Genomic DNA, 17,014 nt, shown 5'->3' on the forward strand with positions numbered 1-17,014 from the left:
TGCAGCGGACGATCGCCATCGGCCGGCGGTCGGCGTCGGGGGGAAGGACGCGGTCGACCCGGGACCCCCGCAGACTGCCACATCGCCCGGCCGGCGCCGCCGGTCGCCGTCGGTGACGCCCCCGTCACGTCGGCGCGAAGCCGTTCCGGGGCCGCCGCCCGTCGAGTACCCTCGGCCGCGACCCCGGAAAGCCCCCGCCCGGGCGACGACGCAGAGCGCGAGGAGAACGGACATGGCCTACCTGGTCACCGGCGCCACCGGCTTCATCGGCCGCCACCTGGTCGCCACCCTGTTGGAGAACCGCGACGGCGACGTCCACGTGGTCGTCCGCGACGGCTCGCGGCCGAAGATCGACCGCCTGATCGCCGGCTGGCCGGAGGACGCCGCCGAGCGGGTGAAGCTCGTCGTCGGCGACCTCGAGTCGCCCGCGATGGGCGTCGACCCGCAGTGGATCGAGGAGCACCGCGGGCGGATCGAGCACTTCTTCCACCTGGCGGCGATCTACGACATGACCGCCGACGAGGAGCGCAACCAGGCGCTCAACGTCGAGGGCACCCGCCACGCCGTCGAGCTGGCCAACGTGCTCGAGGTCGGCTGCCTGCACCACGTCTCCTCGGTCGCGGCCGCCGGCGACTACCACGGCGTCTTCCGCGAGGACATGTTCGACGAGGGCCAGCCGCTGCCCTCGGCCTACCACCGGACCAAGTTCGAGTCCGAGCGGATCGCCCGCGGCGAGTCGCTGGTGCCCTGGCGGGTCTACCGGCCGGCGATCGTCGTCGGCCACTCCGAGACCGGCGAGATGGACAAGATCGACGGGCCGTACTACGTCTTCGGCCTGCTCAAGCGGCTGCGGAAGCTGCCCGGGATGATCCCGCTCGTCGCCCCCGACCTGGGCGCGACCAACATGGTCCCGGTCGACTACGTGGCCAAGGCGATGGACCACATCGCCCACCAGCCCGACCTCGACCAGCAGGCCTTCCACCTCTGCAACCCGCGCCCGCAGCCGCTGGTCGACACGATCAACGTCTTCGCCCGCGCCGCCCGCGCCCCGCGGCTGTCGCTGCGGCCGCCCGGCGTGCCGGCGCTCGACCTCCACAAGGGGCTGGCCGCGCGGCTGGTCAACAGCTCGACGCTGGCGCCGTTGCGGCGGGCGCTGCTGTCGCCGACCGGGATCCCGGACGAGGTCCTCCCCCACATGTCGTTCGCGTCGGTCTTCGACGCCCGCCGGGCCGAGCAGGCGCTGGCCGGCAGCGGGATCGGCGTCCCGCGGCTGCGCGACTACGCGGCCACGCTGTGGGACTTCTGGGAGCGCAACCTCGACCCCGACCTGCACGACGACAGCCGGCTGCGGGCCGCGGTCCACGGCCGCACGGTGCTGATCACCGGCGCCTCGTCGGGGATCGGCGAGGCGACCGCGCTGAAGGTGGCGCTCTCCGGCGGCACCCCGCTGCTGGTCGCCCGCACCCGCTCGAAGCTCGAGGCGCTGCAGCGGCTGATCGAGCAGCAGGGCGGCACCGCCTACGTCTACCCCTGCGACCTCAACGACCTCGACGCGATCGACGAGCTGGCCCGGACGGTCACCCGCGAGCACCGGGTCGACGTCGTGGTCAACAACGCCGGCCGCTCGATCCGCCGCTCGCTGAAGCTCAGCCTCAACCGCTTCCACGACTTCGAGCGGACGATGCAGCTGAACTACTTCGGCGCGATCCGGCTGGTGATGGGCGTGCTGCCGCACATGGTCGAGCACGGCGGCGGGCACGTCGTGAACATCAGCTCGATCGGGGCCCAGACCTGGCCGCCGCGGTTCAGCGCCTACGTCGCCTCGAAGGCCGCGCTCGACGCCTGGACCCGCGTGGTCGCCTCGGAGCTGGTCGGCGCCAAGGTGACTTTCACCACGATCCACATGCCGCTGGTGCGGACGCCGATGATCGCGCCGACGAAGATCTACGACAAGATGCCGACGATCACGCCGGTCGAGGCCGCCGACCTGGTGGCGAAGGCGATCGTCGAGCACCCGAAGCACATCGACACCCTGCTCGGGACCGCCGGCGAGGTGCTCTACGCGCTGGCGCCGAAGATCAGCGACCAGATCCTCAACACCGGCTACCGGGTCTTCCCCGACTCGGCCGCGGCCCGCGGCCAGGAGAACCCGGACGAGCGGGCGGGCGTCGAGATGCGGGTGCTGGCCGCGCTGACGCGCGGCATGCACTGGTAGACCGCGGACCGGCGGGGCGCGGCACGCCCCGCGTCGGTCCCACGACGGACCCACCGATCCCCGGCGAGGCGTGCCGGGGATCGGTGGACCCGGCGCTCAGCCCTTGGCCGCGTCGTCGGCGGCCTGGCGCAGGCCGGTGAGGATCAGGCGCACGCCGCTGCGGAGCAGGTCCTCGACCTGCTGGTTGCCCAGCAGCTCGCGTCCCTGGCGCATGATCGGGGTGTCGTCGGCGTCCTCGTCGTCGCGGCCGGCGATCTCCTCGAGCGCGCCGACCATGTCGCTCCACTCGGCGGTCAGCCGCGACGCACCGCGCAGCAGCCAGACCAGCGAGGTGGTGCCGCCGCTGCGGGCCTCGACCGGCACGCCGGCCTCGACCAGCGGCGCGTTGAACGCCTCCAGCCAGCGGACGATGCCGGGACGGCCGAGGGCGCGCCCGTGGATCCGCTCCGGCAGGCCGGGGAACTCGTCGAGCGTCCGGTAGCTGGCGATCGTCAGCTCCTCGAGCCGCTCGCTCCAGGTCCCGACGTAGCCGTCGAGCGGAATCGTCGCGATCACGGCGTCGACGACGTCGTCGACCAGGCTGTCCTTGCCTGGTACGTGGCGGTAGGCGGCCATCGTCGAGACGCCGAGCTCGGCGGCGAGACGGCGCATCGAGAGCGCGTCGAGGCCATCGCGGCGGGCGATCGTGACCGCGGCGGCCACGACGCGGGCGCGGGTCAGTCGCTCACCGACCGACTGGCGCGGTTCGATCGAGAGGGTCGAGGCGGAATCGCTTCCGCCCTGTGTCGTAGGCGGCGGGAGATCGTGCACAGGTGCACACTACCGTCCTCGCGAGATGTGTCTGACCTCTCGGCGGACGTTCGATCCTGGATCGATCGACATCGTACATCCGGCCGCCGCGGTCGACGCCGCGCTACTCCTCCAGATCGGCCTCGCGCGCCCGCCGCGCGTGCAGCTCCATCAGCTCGCGCTGGAGCCCGCGCGGGGCCTCCGGATCGGCCGGCGCGACCCGCTCCCAGGAGCCGTCCGGCCGCAGCAGCCAGGAGCCGTCTTCGTCCTCGAGGCTGCGGTGGAGCGCGTCGAGCAGTTGCTCCTTCGCGCGCTCGTCGGCGACCGGGACCACCAGCTCGACGCGGTTGTCGAGGTTGCGCTCCATGATGTCGGCCGAGCCCATCAGGACGGTCGTCTCGCCGTCGCGCTCGAAGGCGTAGATCCGCGAGTGCTCCAGGAACCGGCCGAGCACCGAGCGGACCCGGATCGTCTCCGACAGGCCCGGCACGCCGACCCGCAGGCAGCAGATGCCGCGGACGTTGATGTCGATCGGCAACCCCGCCTGCGAGGCCCGGTAGAGGGCCTGGATCGAGGTCCGGTCGACCAGCGAGTTCATCTTCAGCGTCGCCCGCGCTGGCTGGCCGGCGCGGTGCGCCTCGACGGTCTTCTCCAGCTCCTCCAGCAGCCCGTCGCGGAGGCCGTTGGGGGCCACCAGCGACTTGCGGAAGCGGCCCGGCTTGGCGAAGCCGGTCAGCTGGTTGAACATGTCGGCGACGTCGGCGCCGATCTCCGGATCGCAGGTGAAGAGCCCGAAGTCGGTGTAGAGCCGCGCGGTCTTGGCGTGGTAGTTGCCGGTCCCGACGTGGACGTAGTGGCGGACCCGCTCGCCCTCGCGGCGGATCACCAGGATGCACTTGGCGTGCGTCTTCAGCGCCGGGTGGCCGTAGACGACGTGGACGCCGGTGTCCTCCAGGACCTGGGCCCAGCGGATGTTGGCCTGCTCGTCGAAGCGCGCCTTCAGCTCGACCAGCGCGACCGTCTGCTTGCCCCGCTCCGAGGCCCGCACCAGCGCCGGCAGCAGGGTGCTGTCGGCGCTCGTCCGGTAGACGGTCATCTTGATCGCCAGCACGTCGCGGTCGGCCGAGGCCTGCTCCACGAACCGCTCGACCGAGGTCTCGAAGCTGTCGTACGGGTGGTGGACGAGGACGTCGCCGCGGCGCATCGCCCCGAAGACGTCGGCCTGCTCGTCGTCGCCCTCGCGCAGCCGCGGCGGCGTGACCGGGCGCCACGGCTCGTCGAGCAGGTCGTTGTGGCCCGGGGCCTTGACCAGCTGCCAGAGCGCGGTCAGGTCGAGCAGCCCCTCGACGTCGTAGACCATCCGCTCCTCGACGCCGAGCTGCTCGACGATCTCGGTCCGCAGCGCGTCGCTGACGTCGGCGTCGATCTCGACCCGCACGATCTCGCCGAAGCGGCGGTTGCGCAGCTCGGCCTCGAGCGCCCGCTTGACGTCGTCGGCCTCGTCGGAGATCTCGAAGTCGGCGTCGCGGGTGACCCGGAACATGCCGCGGTCGAGGATCTCCATCCCCGGGAAGAGCCGGTCGAGGTGGGCCTCGACGATCTCCTCCAGCGGCACGAAGACCTGGTCGTCGCCACCGTCGTCGACCCGCTCCAGCCGGTCGAGGACCTCGGTCGGCAGCTTCACGCGGGCGAAGACCGTCTGGCCGGTGTCGGGGTCGCGGACCAGCACGCCGAGGTTCAGCGAGAGGTTCGAGATGTAGGGGAACGGCCGCCCGAGCCCGACCGCCAGCGGCGTCAGCACCGGGTAGATCCGGTTCTGGAAGCGCTCGGCGACGGCGGCCCGCTGCTCCTGGTCGAGCTCGTCGTGGCGGACCAGCCGGATGCCGGTCTCCGCCAGCTGCGGCAGCAGCTCGTCGAGCAGCACCCGGGCGTGCTGGTGGACGAGCGGGTCGACCTTCGCCCGCAGCTCGTCGAGCACCTGGTCGGCGGTCCGGCCGTCGGCGCCGCGGCGGCGGTTCTCGGCCCAGACCTTGGCGTGCAGCCCGGCGACGCGGATCATGAAGAACTCGTCGAGGTTCGAGGCGAAGATCGCCGCGAACTTGACCCGCTCCAGCAGCCGCTGCCGCGGGTCGCGCGCCAGCTCCAGCACCCGCTCGTCGAAGTCGATCCACGACAGCTCGCGGTTGACGAAGAACCGCGGATCGGCCGGGTCCGGCCGCTCCTCCGGGGTCGGGGGCGCGGTCGGGGCCGGGGCCGTCTCGGCGGCCGGCGCGACGGCGGTCGAGGGCGGCGCGGCGGAGGGGGACGGATCGTCGTCGAGCATCGGGTCCTCCGAGCCTACGGTCGCGGTGTGACCGCGACGTTGCCATCCGGTGAAGGCGAGGTGATCGCCGGCCGCTCGGCGATCGCGTACTCCAGGCGGGCCCGGAAGCCCTCGCGCTCCAGCTCCCGCCACAGCTCCAGGAAACGGCCGTAGAGCAGCCGCCGGCGGGCCTGGAGGTAGGCGTGGAGCGAGAGCAGGCCGCGGTGCTCGGAGGCGTGCGGCAGGTCGGCGGCCAGCCGCGGATCGAGGTCGAGGGCGTCGTCGCCGGCCCGCTCCAGCAGCGCGGTCACGTCGGCCTCGCGGCGCTCGTCGATCGCTCGCGTCACCCGCGGCAGCCCGACGTCGCAGTCGTGGATCTCGCCGATCAGGTCCTGGAGGTCCTTGGCCCGGCGGGCGGCGATCGCGGCGTAGGGACCGAAGCACTCCTCGGCGGTCACCTCGAGCACGTAGCGCAGCCGCTTGGCGGCGATCCGCATGTCGTGCAGCGCCTCGACCTCGTCCGGGTCGAGCGCGGCGGGGATGAACCCGTGCAGCTCCTCCAGCCGCAGCTGCACGATCCGCTCGACGTTGTCGGCCAGTGGTCCGCCGACCTCGATCCCCCGCACCCGACGCGCCCTCACGGCCGCGGCTCCTCGGCGGCGGGCTCGGGGGCGGGGTCCTCGGCCGGCGCGGCCTCGGGGGCGTCGACCTCGGCGTCGGCCAGCGGCTCGGCGGGCGGCGCGACGCTCGCCTCGGCGGCGTCGGCCAGCGCCTCCAGCCGTCCCCGCAGGTCGCTGTCGGCCAGCGACCGCAGGCCGGCGGCGAGCACGTCGTTGCCGGCCGCCTGCTGCTCGCGGACCCCGGCGATGAACGCCTGCAGGCCGGGCCGGTCGGCCGCCGGCAGCGCGTCGGCGAACCGCTCCAGGCCCTCGAGCTGGACGTCGGGATCGCGGCGGGCGCCGAGCGCGTCGGCGATCCGCTTGACGTCGCGCAGCGCCGAGCGGAAGGCGGCAGGTGGGAAGCAGGGGGCGTAGATCTCCAGCACCGCCCGCAGCCGCCGGCTGGCCACGCGCATCGCGTGGACCCGCTCGATCTCCTCGACGTCGAGGACGCCCTCGGCGTGCTCGAACAGCTCGGCCGCGCGGACCCGCACCGTGGCGGCCGCCGCCCACGCGTACGGCACGTCCGCCCGCAGCCCGGGTATCGGATTGGCCTTCGCCACGCCATCAGCGTAGCCGCCGGATCGCGGCGGATGCGACCGTCCGGTGAAGTTCCGCCGCTACTCCCAGCGGAAGGTCGCGGCGGCCGCCGTCAGCGTCGCCACCGCCCAGCCGCCGAGGATCAGCACGTCGCGAACGGGGGCGACCTCGCCCGTCTCCAGCACCATCCGCAGGCCGTTGGAGAGCGCGCCGGTCGGCAGCAGCTCGAAGAGGTCGGCGGCCCCGCCGAGGTCGCTGAGCGGGAACGCGATCCCGCCGAAGACGAGCAGCAGGAACCAGAGGATGTTGGCCAGCGCCAAGGTCGTCATCGCCCGCAGCAGCCCGGCCATCAGGAAGGCCATCCCGCAGAAGGCGGCGGTGCCGACGGCGATCAGGACCGCGACCGAGAGCGGATCGCCGTGCGGGTTCCAGCCGAGCGCCATCCCGACCCCGCAGAGGACGGCGATCTGGAGCAGCTCGATCACCAGCACCGCGGCGGTCTTCGCGCCCAGCAGCACCACCCGCGGCAGCGCGGTCGCCCCCAGCCGCTTGAGGACCCCGTACTGGCGGTCGAAGCCGGTCGCGATCGCCTGGCCGGTGAAGGCGGCCGACATCACCGCCAGCGCCAGCACCCCGGGGACGAAGAAGTCGGCTCGCTCGCCGCTGACCTCGATGAAGGGGATCTTGGTGCAGACGACCAGCAGCCCCAGCGGGACGATCAGGTTCAGCAGCACCTGCTCGCCGTTGCGGAGGATCAGGGTCAGCTCCATCCGCGTCTGGGCGGCGAGCATCCGCAGCAGCGGGGCGCGACCGGGGTTCGGCGCGAACTGGCCGCGCGCCGTTTGCGACCGCGGGGGTTCCAAATCGCGCGCGGACGGCTGGATCGGCACGCTCACGGCCGCAGCTCCCGTCCGGTCAGCTCCAGGAAGACGTCCTCGAGCGTCCGCTGCTTGACCTGCAGGCCCTCGACCAGCACGCCCTGCTCAGCGCACCAGCCGGCGATCGTCGCCACCAGCTGCGGATCGACGGGGCCGGCGACGACGTAGGTGCCGGCGGCCGGCTCGGCGACCAGGCAGTCGGCGGGCAGCCGCGACTCCAGCGTCGCCAGCGGCAGGCCGGGCGCGGCCCGGAAGCGGACCTCGCGGTCGGCGCCGCCGCGGATCAGCTCCTGCGGGGTGCCGGTGGCGATCACCTGGCCGTGGTCGACGATCACGATGTCGTCGGCCAGCCGCTCGGCCTCGTCCATGTAGTGGGTGGTCAGGACCACGGTGACGCCGTCGGCCCGCAGCGCCTCGACGATCCGCCAGGTCTCGTGGCGGGCCTGGGGGTCGAGGCCGGCGGTCGGCTCGTCGAGGAAGACCAGCTCCGGCCGGCCGACGATCGCCATCGCCAGCGACAGCCGCTGCTGCTGGCCGCCCGAGAGCCGCCGGTAGGGCGTGCGGACCACCTCGCGCAGGCCGAGCCGGTCGAGCAGCTGCTCGGGATCGAGCGGATCGGCGGCGTAGGCGGCGACCAGCCGCAGCATCTCGCCGCAGCGGGCCGCCTGGTAGACGCCGCCGCTCTGCAGCATCACGCCGATCCGCGGCCGCAGCCGGTCGCTGTCGGCGATCGGGTCGAGGCCCAGCACCCGCACCCGGCCGCCGTCGGGCCGCCGGAAGCCGACGCAGGTCTCGATCGTGGTCGTCTTGCCGGCCCCGTTCGGCCCCAGCAGCGCCAGCACCCGCGCGCGCCCGACCCGCAGGTCGATCCCGTCGACCGCGGTCCGCTCGCCGTAGCGCTTGACCAGGCCCTCGATCAGCAGCGCCGGGTCGTCGGCGGTGGTCGACGCCGCGCCGGCGGTGGCGGTTGCCGTCGCGGCGGTCGTCGCGGGCGCGGACGGCGGCGGGCCGGCCACGTCGGTCGACGCGACGGCGGGACGGAGCGAGAGGGCGTGCGGACGACGGCGCAACCCGACCATGATGCAGGATCGACGGCCGACGGCGGCGTGCGGCCGAGGCCGGTTGGCGGACGTCCAGGCCGGACATATTTGTTCGGTTCGCTTGGTGTTGGACCTCCCGAACAGGCTCGAAGAGGCCCACCACTCGACCGCGATCGAAGGCAACACGCTGGTGCTGAAGCAGGTCGAGCAGCTCCTCGACGAAGGGCGAGCGGTCGGCAACAAGGAGCTTCGTGAGTACATGGAGGTTCGCGGCTACGCCAACGCCGCCGACTGGGTCTACGGTCAGGGCCTCGAGCCGGGCTCTTGGTCCTCCGATGCTCCGCTGACCGTGACCGAGGTGCGGCGGGTCCACCAGCTCGCGCTGCGGCCCTCATGGGACGTCTCCCCCCATCCCAACGCCAGCGCCGAGGAGTCGCCCGGGGCGTTCCGTCGCCACGACATCCTCACCTTCCCTGGCGGCATGACGCCGCCCTCCTGGCCCGAAGTGCCCGCGCAGATCGCGACCTGGGTCGAACAGGTCGCCGAGCTGCGCCACGTCGGCGCTCCGGAGCTTCCCGAGCGTCTGGCGGCGATCCACTGTCGCTTCGAGCAGATCCATCCGTTCCTCGACGGCAACGGCCGCACCGGGAGGCTGCTGCTCAACCTCGTCCTGGTTCGGCTGGGGTACCCGCCCGCGATCATCTACAAGACCGATCGGAGCCGGTACCTGCGGGCGCTTCGCCGCGCCGATCTCGGGGACCTCGGTGCGCTGGGCGAACTGATCGCGCGAGCGATCCTGGACAACCTCTACCGCTTCGTCGTCCCCGCGATCGCCGGTCCCAACCGCATGGTTCCGCTCCCGGTCCTCGCCGACGACCGGGCCAGCGCCGACGCGCTGCGGGTCGCAGCGGCTCGCGGCCGGCTGAAGGCGCGCAAGGGCGCCGACGGCACGTGGCGTTCCTCCCGCGTCTGGGTCGACGAGTACCTGGATGATCGCTCGCGACGTGGCCGTCCAGGCCGAGACCGCGGCTGAGCGGCCCGCCCGCTCAGCCCTGCGCCCGGAAGACCGCCGGCGGCTCGCCGACGACCTCGATCCGGCCGTCGAACTCGGCCCGCAGCGGCGAGCGCTCCCACTCCTCGCGCAGCAGCCCGAAGACGTTGACGTCGAGGAACTCGTCGCCGTGGCGGTGGTAGCCGCGCAGCACGCCCTCGAGCCGCAGGCCGACGCCCTGGAGCGCCCGCGTCGAGCGCTCGTTGCGGGGGTTGGAGTAGCTGCCGAAGCGCTGCATCGCGAGCGTCTCGAAGGCCAGGTGCTGGAGCAGCGCCTTCGACTCGCGGTTGGCCCCGGTGCCCCAGAAGGCGCGCCCGAACCAGGTGCCGCAGACGCAGCGGCGGTCGCGCGGGTGGAACTCGTAGAGGCCGGTGATGCCGGCTGGTCCCTGCTCGTGGTGGACCGCCAGCAGGTCGAGCTTGATCCCCCGCCGCCGCTCCTCGGCCAGCCCGGCGATGAACCGCCGCGGCTGGGCGGCGTCGGTGTACGGCCCCCACGAGAACCAGCGGGTGACCTCGGGATCGCCGGCCAGGCCGAGCAGCGCCTCGGCGTCGTCCTCGGTCGGGTAGCGGAGGGTCAGGGTGGGCCCGCGGACTTCCAGCGACATCGGCGCCGCAGCCTACCTCCCCCCGCTCGCGTGGCGGATCGGCCCCACCCCTCGGGGGCGATCCGCCACGCGAGCGCTGGCCGGCTGGCCGCGGGAGGCTCAGCGCGTGCAGGTGCGGTAACGCCGGACGTCGCGGACCGTGCGGCCGTTGGCCAGCTTGGCGGTCGTCGTCACCCGCACCGTCCGCTTGGTCGTGAACCGCCGCAGGTCGACGACCACCGTCCACGGCCGCCCACGGCGGCTGGGCTTGCGGGCCTTCACGCTGCGGCCGCCGACCCGCGCCCGCACGCTGCGGATCCGCTGCTTGCCCGGCCGGACCCGGATCCGGAAGCGGCGCTGGCTGCGGCAGCGCTTCGGGCCGGTGGCCGTCGGCGGCGTGGCGGCCGGCGCCGGACCGACCACGGGCAGCGAGAGGAAGCTCGGCGACTCGGGCCGGATGTCGACCCGCTGGACCGCGAGCACCTGGCCGACCAGGTCGGGCAGCGCCGGCAGCGCGTGCGGCAGGTCGCTCGACGTCAGCGCCAGCCGCAGCCGGTGGCCGGGCCGGATCACCGCGTCGGTGCCGAAGATCTCGACGTCCATGTCGACCGGCTGGTCGGGCGTCACCGGCAGCCGGGTCTCCTTCGTGAACGGGTGGAAGGGCAGCTTCAGGTCGCCGTTGGCCGCCCGCTCGCTGCGCGACTCGTCGAGCGCCCGCTGGCCCATCGCCAGGAAGCCCGAGGTCAGCGCGCGGCTGGTGCCGTCCGGCGCGACGTCGGTCAGCTGGGCGTGCCAGAAGCCGTCGGCGCGCGAGCTCGACCCGCGCAGCCGCAGCGCGATCGGCCCGGCAACCCGCAGCGGCTTGGCCTGCGGTGCGGTGGTGAAGGTCGCCCCGCCCGACTCGGCGCTGGCGTTGCTCTGGGCGCAGCCGTCGAGCGCGCTGACCAGCAGGCCGGCGGTCCACTGGACGGTGCTGCGCGAGCAGAGGCTGCCGAGCAGGTTCGGCCAGACGGTGCGGCCGCCGGCCGCGGTCGGCCGGCTCCAGGCCAGGCTGGCGTCCTCGCCGCCGAGCCCCGACGCCTGGGCGTTCAGGTACAGCCGCTGGTAGCGGGTGCCGGGCGGCGGCCACGCGCGCTCGCGGCGCCAGCTGTCCGGACCCAGCTGGTTGACCGTCACCGGGCCGAAGTCGCGGTCGATCCCGTTGTCGGCGCCGCGGATCCAGCGGTCGAACCAGAGCACGGCCAGCTCGGTCAGCGGCTGCGGGCGGCCGCTGCCGTCGCCCAGCCCCTCGCCGGCGGTCACGTGGTACCAGGGGCCCATCAGCAGCTGCTTGCGGCCGGGCTCCAGGCGCAGCCGCTGGTAGAGCAGCTGCTCGCCGCGCTGGAACAGGTCCCACCAGCCGCCGCTGATGAAGGTCGGGACCTCGATCCGGTCGACCACCGAGAGCGGCGAGCGGACGCGGTAGAAGTCGCCGTCGTCGGCCAGCGGGCCGCCGGTCAGCCCCTCCAGCACCGCCTGCAGCGGGAACGCGGCCGAGGTCAGCAGGCGGTCGGTCAGCCAGCCCAGCGCCCGCACCGGGTCGTTGAAGGCGTCGCTCGGCGGCACCACCCCGAGCGCGGTCGTCAGCCCCAGCCAGAGCGGGATGAAGCCGAGGTCGACCGAGCCGCCGTGCCAGACGACGTCGCGGTAGAGGTCGCCGCCGGGGATGATCGGGAAGATCGCCTTCAGGCCCGGCGGCCGGCGCGAGGCGGCCAGCAGCTGGTTGATCCCCATGTACGAGGCGCCGGTCATCGCCAGGTCGCCGTCCGACCACGGCTGCTTGCGGGCCCAGGCCAGGACCTCGATCGTGTCCTGCTGCTCGCGCGGGTCGAACGAGCGCCAGGTCCCGCGCGAGCTGCCGGTGCCGCGGACGTCGAAGACCACCTGGACGTAGCCGCGGCGGACGATCACCGGCGAGGCCCCGGCCAGCGTCGCGACCTGCTCGCCGGCCGCCCCGAGCACGTTCTTGTTGTACGGGGTGCCGGTGACCACGACCGGCAGCCGCTTGGCGACCGCGGTCCCGGAGGCGTCGGCCGGGCGGTAGACGTCGGCCATCAGCGTCGTGCCGTCGGAGGCGGTGATCACGACGTCGCGCTGGACGGCGACCTTCGGGTAGTCGGGGGCGCGCAGCGGCAGCTGCGGGACGCTGGCCGATGGTGTCGCGCGGGTCGACGCCGGGGCCGCAGCGCCGGGGGTCGCGGCGGCGGCCGGACCGGCCAGTGCCGCCAGCGCGAGCGCCGCCGCGCCGATCGCCGTCGCGCCGCGTGCCCGCCCGCGGCGACGTCCCCACTCCCTCGCACCGACCATGGCGGGAAAAGCTACCACCGGTACGGGAGCTGTCCCGCCGTCACGCGCGGACGGTGCTCGGCCGCAGCACCAGCACCTCGCCGTCGACGTGGGCCAGCAGCCAGGCGACGTCGTCGGCGCTGAAGCCGCTGCCGTCCTGGCCCGCCGGATGCGGATCGCGGGCCGCCGGCACCACCAGCCGGTCGAACCGCTCCTCGGCCACCAGCCGCCGCAGCGCGTGGCGGCGGGTGCGGCCCTGGACCATCCGCGCGTCGACCTCGACCCCCGCCCGCTGCAGCCGCTGCTCGACCGCGTCGAGCAGGTCGAGCGCCTCGGACGCGGCCTCGGGCAGCGGCCGGTCGAGCGGCAGGTGGTACGGGGTCGCCACCAGCACCGCCGGCACCACCACCGCGTCGTCGGCGCGCCCGATCCGGGCCGCCGCGTCGACCGCCGCGCACGACATCTCCGGCCCGGCCAGCGCCAGCAGCACCCGGCCGCTCGGCGCGGTCCGGCGGTCGCCGCGGGCCCGGCGGATCGTCACCGCCAGCCCGACCCCGACCACCAGCCCGAGCGCCGCCGCGACCGCGCCCAGGGCCACGTCGCCGAGCGGCAGCGCCGCCAGCAGTGCGTCGATCCCGCTCATCGTTCCCGTCGCTCCCCGCGCTCGCCGGCGGCGCGCTCGCTGACGATCCGCACGTCGACGCCCGGCAGCCGCCGCAGCAGCTCGTCGATCGCGATCCCCCCGCTCCGGCGCCAGCGCGCCAGCCCCCGCGCCCGCCCCGGCGCGCCGACGAAGAGGTAGGTCGTCCCCCGCTCGCGCGCGACCCGCGCGGCGGCGGCCTCGACCTCGTCGTCCTCCTCGACCAGCAGCTCGGCCCCGAGCGAGGCCGCCAGCCGCCGGATCCCGTCCAGCCGCTCGGCCTCGACCACGGTCGGCGCCCGGCCCGGCCGGCGGACGTGGAGCAGGTCGATCCCGGCCCGCAGCCGCCGCGCCGAGCGCCACGCCCGCCGCACCACCCGCTGGCCGGCCGGCCCGGCCGAGACCAGCACCAGGATCCGCTCCTTGACCACGTCGGGAACGTCGTCGGCCACCCGCCGGTCGCGGTCGCCGCGCTCCTCCAGCCGCGCCGGTGGCGGCCCGACCGGGAACGCCACCCGCGGCAGCTCGCCGGTGTGGGCGCGGCCGCCCGAACGCGCGCTGGCCCCGGTCCGGCGGGCGCCGACCTCCTCGGCCGCCTGCAGCAGGGCCGTCTCCCGCAGGGCGGTCAGCTGCTCGATCCGGAAGAAGTTCTGGAGCGCCGCCGCGACCCGCTCGGGCGGGTAGATCTGGCCGTCGCGCAGCCGCTGCAGCAGCGCCGCGGGCGGCAGGTCGACCACCACCACGTCGTCGGCGTCGACCAGCACCCGGTCGGGCACCGTCTCGCGCACGCGAACCCCGGTCAGCTCGGCGACCTGGTCGTTGAGCGACTCGAGGTGCTGGACGTTGACCGTCGAGAGCACGTCGATCCCCGCCCCCAGCGCGTGCTCGACGTCCTGCCAGCGCTTCTCGTGCTCGAGCCCGGGCGGGTTGCTGTGGGCCAGCTCGTCGATCAGCGCCAGCAGGACGCCGTCGGCCGGGGTCCGCTCCGCCCGCGCCAGCAGCCCCGGCAGGTCCAGCTCGCGGTGGACGATCCCGCGCTGATCGACCGGCCGCCGCGGCAGCTGCTCCAGGCCCTCGGCCTGGGCGGCGGTCTCCGCCCGGCCGTGGGTCTCCAGCAGCGCGACGACCACGTCGCGGCCGGCGTCGCGGGCGCGGCGCAGGTCCTGGAGGGCGCGGTAGGTCTTGCCGACCCCCGGCGCCATCCCCAGCATCACCGTGTGCCGCCCACGGCCGGTCATCGCACGGCCCTACGCCCCCAGCAGCCCGTGGACGACCAGGTCGATCAGCTTGATCCCGACGAACGGCGCGACCACGCCGCCGAGGCCGTAGACCAGCATGTTGCGCCGCAGCAGCGCATTGGCCCCGACCGGGCGGTAGCGGACGCCGCGCAGCGCGATCGGCACCAGCAGCGGGATCACGATCGCGTTGAACACGATCGCCGAGATGATCGCCGACTCCGGGGTGCCCAGGTCCATCACGTTCAACTGCGCCAGCGGCCCGTCCTCCCCCGGCCTGGTGGCCCAGACCGCGGCGAAGATCGCCGGCAGGATGGCGAAGTACTTGGCGATGTCGTTGGCGATCGAGAAGGTGGTCAGCGCCCCGCGGGTGATCAGCAGCTGCTTGCCGACCTCGACGATCTCGATCAGCTTGGTCGGGTTCGAGTCGAGGTCGACCATGTTGCCCGCCTCGCGGGCGGCCTGAGTACCGGTGTTCATCGCCACCCCGACGTCGGCCTGGGCCAGCGCCGGCGCGTCGTTGGTGCCGTCGCCGGTCATCGCCACCAGCCGTCCGCCGGCCTGCTGCTCCTGGATCAGCGCCAGCTTGGCCTCCGGCGTGGCCTCGGCGAGGACGTCGTCGACGCCCGCCTCCTGACCGATCTTGGCCGCGGTCAGGCGGTTGTCGCCGGTGACCATGATCGTGCGGATGCCCATCGCCCGCAGCCGGTCGAAGCGCTCGCGCATGCCGTCCTTGACGATGTCCTTCAGGTAGACGACGCCGAGCACCTGCTCGTCGCGGGCGACGGCCAGCGGCGTGCCGCCCTCCCCCGCCACGTGGTCGAGCGTCTGGCGCAGCTCCGGCGGCAGCGGGCCGTCGAGCTCGGCGATCCAACGCTCGATCGCGTCACCGGCGCCCTTGCGCAGGCGTCGTCCGGCGTAATCGACGCCCGACATCCGGGTCTGGGCGGTGAAGGGGACGAACTCGGCGCCGGCCGCGACCAGGTCGTGCTCGCGGATCTGGAACCGCTCCTTCGCCAGCACCACGATCGAGCGGCCCTCGGGCGTCTCGTCGGCCAGCGAGGCCAGCTGCGCCGCCTCGGCCAGCTCGCGCTCCTCGACCCCCGGCATCGGCAGGAAGGCGGTCGCCTGGCGGTTGCCGAGCGTGATCGTGCCGGTCTTGTCGAGCAGCAGCACGTCGACGTCGCCCGACGCCTCGACCGCGCGACCGGAGAGCGCCAGCACGTTGCGCCGCACCAGCCGGTCCATGCCGGCGATCCCGATCGCCGACAGCAGCGCCCCGATCGTGGTCGGGATCAGCGCCACCAGCAGCGCGATCAGCGTCACCAGCGAGACGTCGGCGCCGGCGAAGGTCACGAACGGCTTCAGCGTCGCGACCACCACCAGGAAGACGATCGAGAGCCCGGCCAGCAGGATCCCCAGCGCGACCTCGTTCGGGGTCTTGCGGCGGGCCGCGCCCTCGACCAGCGCGATCATCCGGTCGAGGAACGACTGCCCCGGCTCCTGGGTGATCTCGACCAGGATCCGGTCGCTGAGCACGCGGGTGCCGCCGGTGACGGCGCTGCGGTCGCCGCCGGCCTCGCGGATCACCGGCGCCGACTCGCCGGTGATCGCCGACTCGTCGACCGACGCGATCCCCTCGACGACGGTGCCGTCGCCGGGGATCACCTCGCCGACCTCGACCACCACCACGTCGCCGGGCCGCAGCTCGGCCGCGGGCCGGGTGCCGCCGTCGCGCAGCCGCGCGACGGTGTCGGTCCGCATCGCCCGCAGCGTGTCGGCCTGGGCCTTGCCGCGGCCCTCGGCCAGCGCCTCGGCCAGGTTGGCGAAGACGACGGTCAGCCACAGCCAGACGGCGACCGCGAACGCGAACCACGCCGGCTGGTCGCCCCCGCCGAGCGGCGATCCTCCGAAGGCTTGGATCAGCCAGCCGACGGTGGTCACCACCGCCCCCAGCTCGACGACGAACATCACCGGGTTGCGGACCTGGATCCGCGGGTCGAGCTTGCGGACGCTGTCGAGCAGCGCCGGCCGCAGGATCCGGGGGTCGAGGACGGAGATCCGCTGGTCGGTCATCGAGAGGCTCCCGTCGGGGCGCTCGCGCGGTCGAGCGCGAGGTTCAGTTCGAGCACGTTCACGCCCGGCTCGCCGAGGATCCCCAGGGCGCGGCCGCTCGTGTGGTCGTCGACCAGCTGGAGGACGCGGGCCAGCGGCAGCCGCCGGACCGCGGCGATCCGGCGTGCCTGGATCCGGGCGTTGGCGACCGAGATCTGGGGGTCGACGCCGGAGGCCGAGTTGGTGACCGCGTCGACCGGGATCCGCGCGACGGTCAGGCCGCGGTCGTAGGGCCGCTCCAGCGCCAGGTAGGCCTGGGCGTTGGCCGCGGTCGCGTCGCGGGTGGCGACGTTGTTCGGGCCGAGGTTGCCGAAGGCGGTCGCGCTGGCCGAGTAGCCGGTGACCGAGGGACGCGGCTGGAACCAGCGCGGGTCGGCCTCCAGCAGCGGCGCGCCGTCGGCGTCGTGCTTCGGCTTCCCGTCCGGGCCGCGGACCGGGCGGCGGAAGTCCTGGGCGATCAGCTTCGAGCCGACCAGCTTGCCGTCGCGGACGATCCGCGAGCCGTCGGCCTGGTCGTTCAGCAGCGCCTGGCTGACGCCGGTGACGGCCAACGGGTAGGCCAGGCCGAGCAGCAGCGTGAAGGCCACGACCGCGATCAGCGAGGTGACGACGTCCTTGCGCATCTGTCGCACTCCCGGG

14 protein-coding genes are annotated in these 17,014 nt (G+C 74.1%); 2 read left to right on the top strand and 12 right to left on the bottom strand.

The annotated features are described in order from the left end of the window. The first annotated feature begins 232 nt into the window (after positions 1–232). Positions 233–2,215 (top strand): SDR family oxidoreductase, encoded by a 1,983-nt coding sequence (locus SH587_RS11720; RefSeq protein WP_320670797.1) that lies wholly within the window; start codon positions 233–235, stop codon positions 2,213–2,215. Between the two features lie 96 nt (positions 2,216–2,311). Here the strand turns inward: SH587_RS11720 and SH587_RS11725 are convergent, their stop codons facing one another. The 6 genes from SH587_RS11725 to SH587_RS11750 all read right to left on the bottom strand — a co-directional run bounded on the left by SH587_RS11725 (position 2,312) and on the right by SH587_RS11750 (position 8,462). After that, positions 2,312–2,917 carry a TetR/AcrR family transcriptional regulator gene (locus tag SH587_RS11725; RefSeq protein WP_320670798.1) on the bottom strand — a complete coding sequence of 202 codons (606 nt, stop codon included), beginning with the start codon at positions 2,915–2,917 and terminating at the stop codon, positions 2,312–2,314. A gap of 211 nt (positions 2,918–3,128) precedes the next feature. After that, positions 3,129–5,327, bottom strand: a complete 2,199-nt coding sequence (ppk1, locus tag SH587_RS11730; RefSeq protein WP_320670799.1) for a polyphosphate kinase 1 — start codon at positions 5,325–5,327, stop codon at positions 3,129–3,131. A gap of 14 nt (positions 5,328–5,341) precedes the next feature. Beyond that, entirely contained in the window at positions 5,342–5,947 is a 606-nt protein-coding gene (locus SH587_RS11735; protein WP_375341758.1) for a CHAD domain-containing protein, read from the bottom strand. Then, positions 5,944–6,528: a CHAD domain-containing protein gene (locus SH587_RS11740; RefSeq protein WP_320670800.1), complete on the bottom strand. Its 585-nt coding sequence runs from the start codon at positions 6,526–6,528 to the stop codon at positions 5,944–5,946. Before SH587_RS11740 ends, SH587_RS11735 begins: the two co-directional genes overlap by 4 nt. Before the next feature lie 57 nt (positions 6,529–6,585). Then, positions 6,586–7,296 carry an ABC transporter permease gene (locus SH587_RS11745; protein ID WP_375341760.1) on the bottom strand — a complete coding sequence of 237 codons (711 nt, stop codon included), beginning with the start codon at positions 7,294–7,296 and terminating at the stop codon, positions 6,586–6,588. A gap of 101 nt (positions 7,297–7,397) precedes the next feature. Beyond that, the gene (locus SH587_RS11750; protein WP_320670802.1) at positions 7,398–8,462 is read right to left on the bottom strand and encodes an ABC transporter ATP-binding protein; all 1,065 of its coding nucleotides are present in this window, start codon (positions 8,460–8,462) and stop codon (positions 7,398–7,400) included. An 85-nt stretch (positions 8,463–8,547) separates the two neighbouring features. Between SH587_RS11750 and SH587_RS11755 the strand changes: the two genes are divergently transcribed. Beyond that, positions 8,548–9,456 carry a Fic family protein gene (locus tag SH587_RS11755; RefSeq protein ID WP_320670803.1) on the top strand — a complete coding sequence of 303 codons (909 nt, stop codon included), beginning with the start codon at positions 8,548–8,550 and terminating at the stop codon, positions 9,454–9,456. A gap of 13 nt (positions 9,457–9,469) precedes the next feature. Here SH587_RS11755 and SH587_RS11760 read toward each other — a convergent pair whose 3' ends face one another. The 6 genes from SH587_RS11760 to SH587_RS11785 form a co-directional block, all read right to left on the bottom strand. Continuing rightward, a complete protein-coding gene (locus SH587_RS11760; protein ID WP_320670804.1) occupies positions 9,470–10,081 on the bottom strand; it encodes a GNAT family N-acetyltransferase in 612 nt (203 codons plus the stop codon). A gap of 99 nt (positions 10,082–10,180) precedes the next feature. Beyond that, positions 10,181–12,406, bottom strand: a complete 2,226-nt coding sequence (locus SH587_RS11765) for a CocE/NonD family hydrolase (RefSeq protein WP_320670805.1) — start codon at positions 12,404–12,406, stop codon at positions 10,181–10,183. A 40-nt stretch (positions 12,407–12,446) separates the two neighbouring features. Then, the gene (locus tag SH587_RS11770) at positions 12,447–13,028 is read right to left on the bottom strand and encodes a putative universal stress family protein (protein ID WP_320670806.1); all 582 of its coding nucleotides are present in this window, start codon (positions 13,026–13,028) and stop codon (positions 12,447–12,449) included. Next, on the bottom strand, positions 13,025–14,263 hold the full coding sequence (locus SH587_RS11775; RefSeq protein WP_320670807.1) for a histidine kinase: 1,239 nt from the start codon (positions 14,261–14,263) through the stop codon (positions 13,025–13,027). Before SH587_RS11775 ends, SH587_RS11770 begins: the two co-directional genes overlap by 4 nt. Positions 14,264–14,272: 9 nt before the next feature. Beyond that, positions 14,273–16,336, bottom strand: a complete 2,064-nt coding sequence (kdpB, locus tag SH587_RS11780; RefSeq protein ID WP_320670808.1) for a potassium-transporting ATPase subunit KdpB — start codon at positions 16,334–16,336, stop codon at positions 14,273–14,275. Beyond that, positions 16,333–16,998 (bottom strand): potassium-transporting ATPase subunit C, encoded by a 666-nt coding sequence (locus SH587_RS11785; RefSeq protein WP_320670809.1) that lies wholly within the window; start codon positions 16,996–16,998, stop codon positions 16,333–16,335. The genes kdpB and SH587_RS11785 overlap by 4 nt, the downstream gene beginning before the upstream one ends. Positions 16,999–17,014: the final 16 nt, after the last annotated feature.

The organism is Patulibacter defluvii (assembly GCF_034096925.1).
GTDB lineage: Bacteria > Actinomycetota > Thermoleophilia > Solirubrobacterales > Solirubrobacteraceae > Patulibacter > Patulibacter defluvii.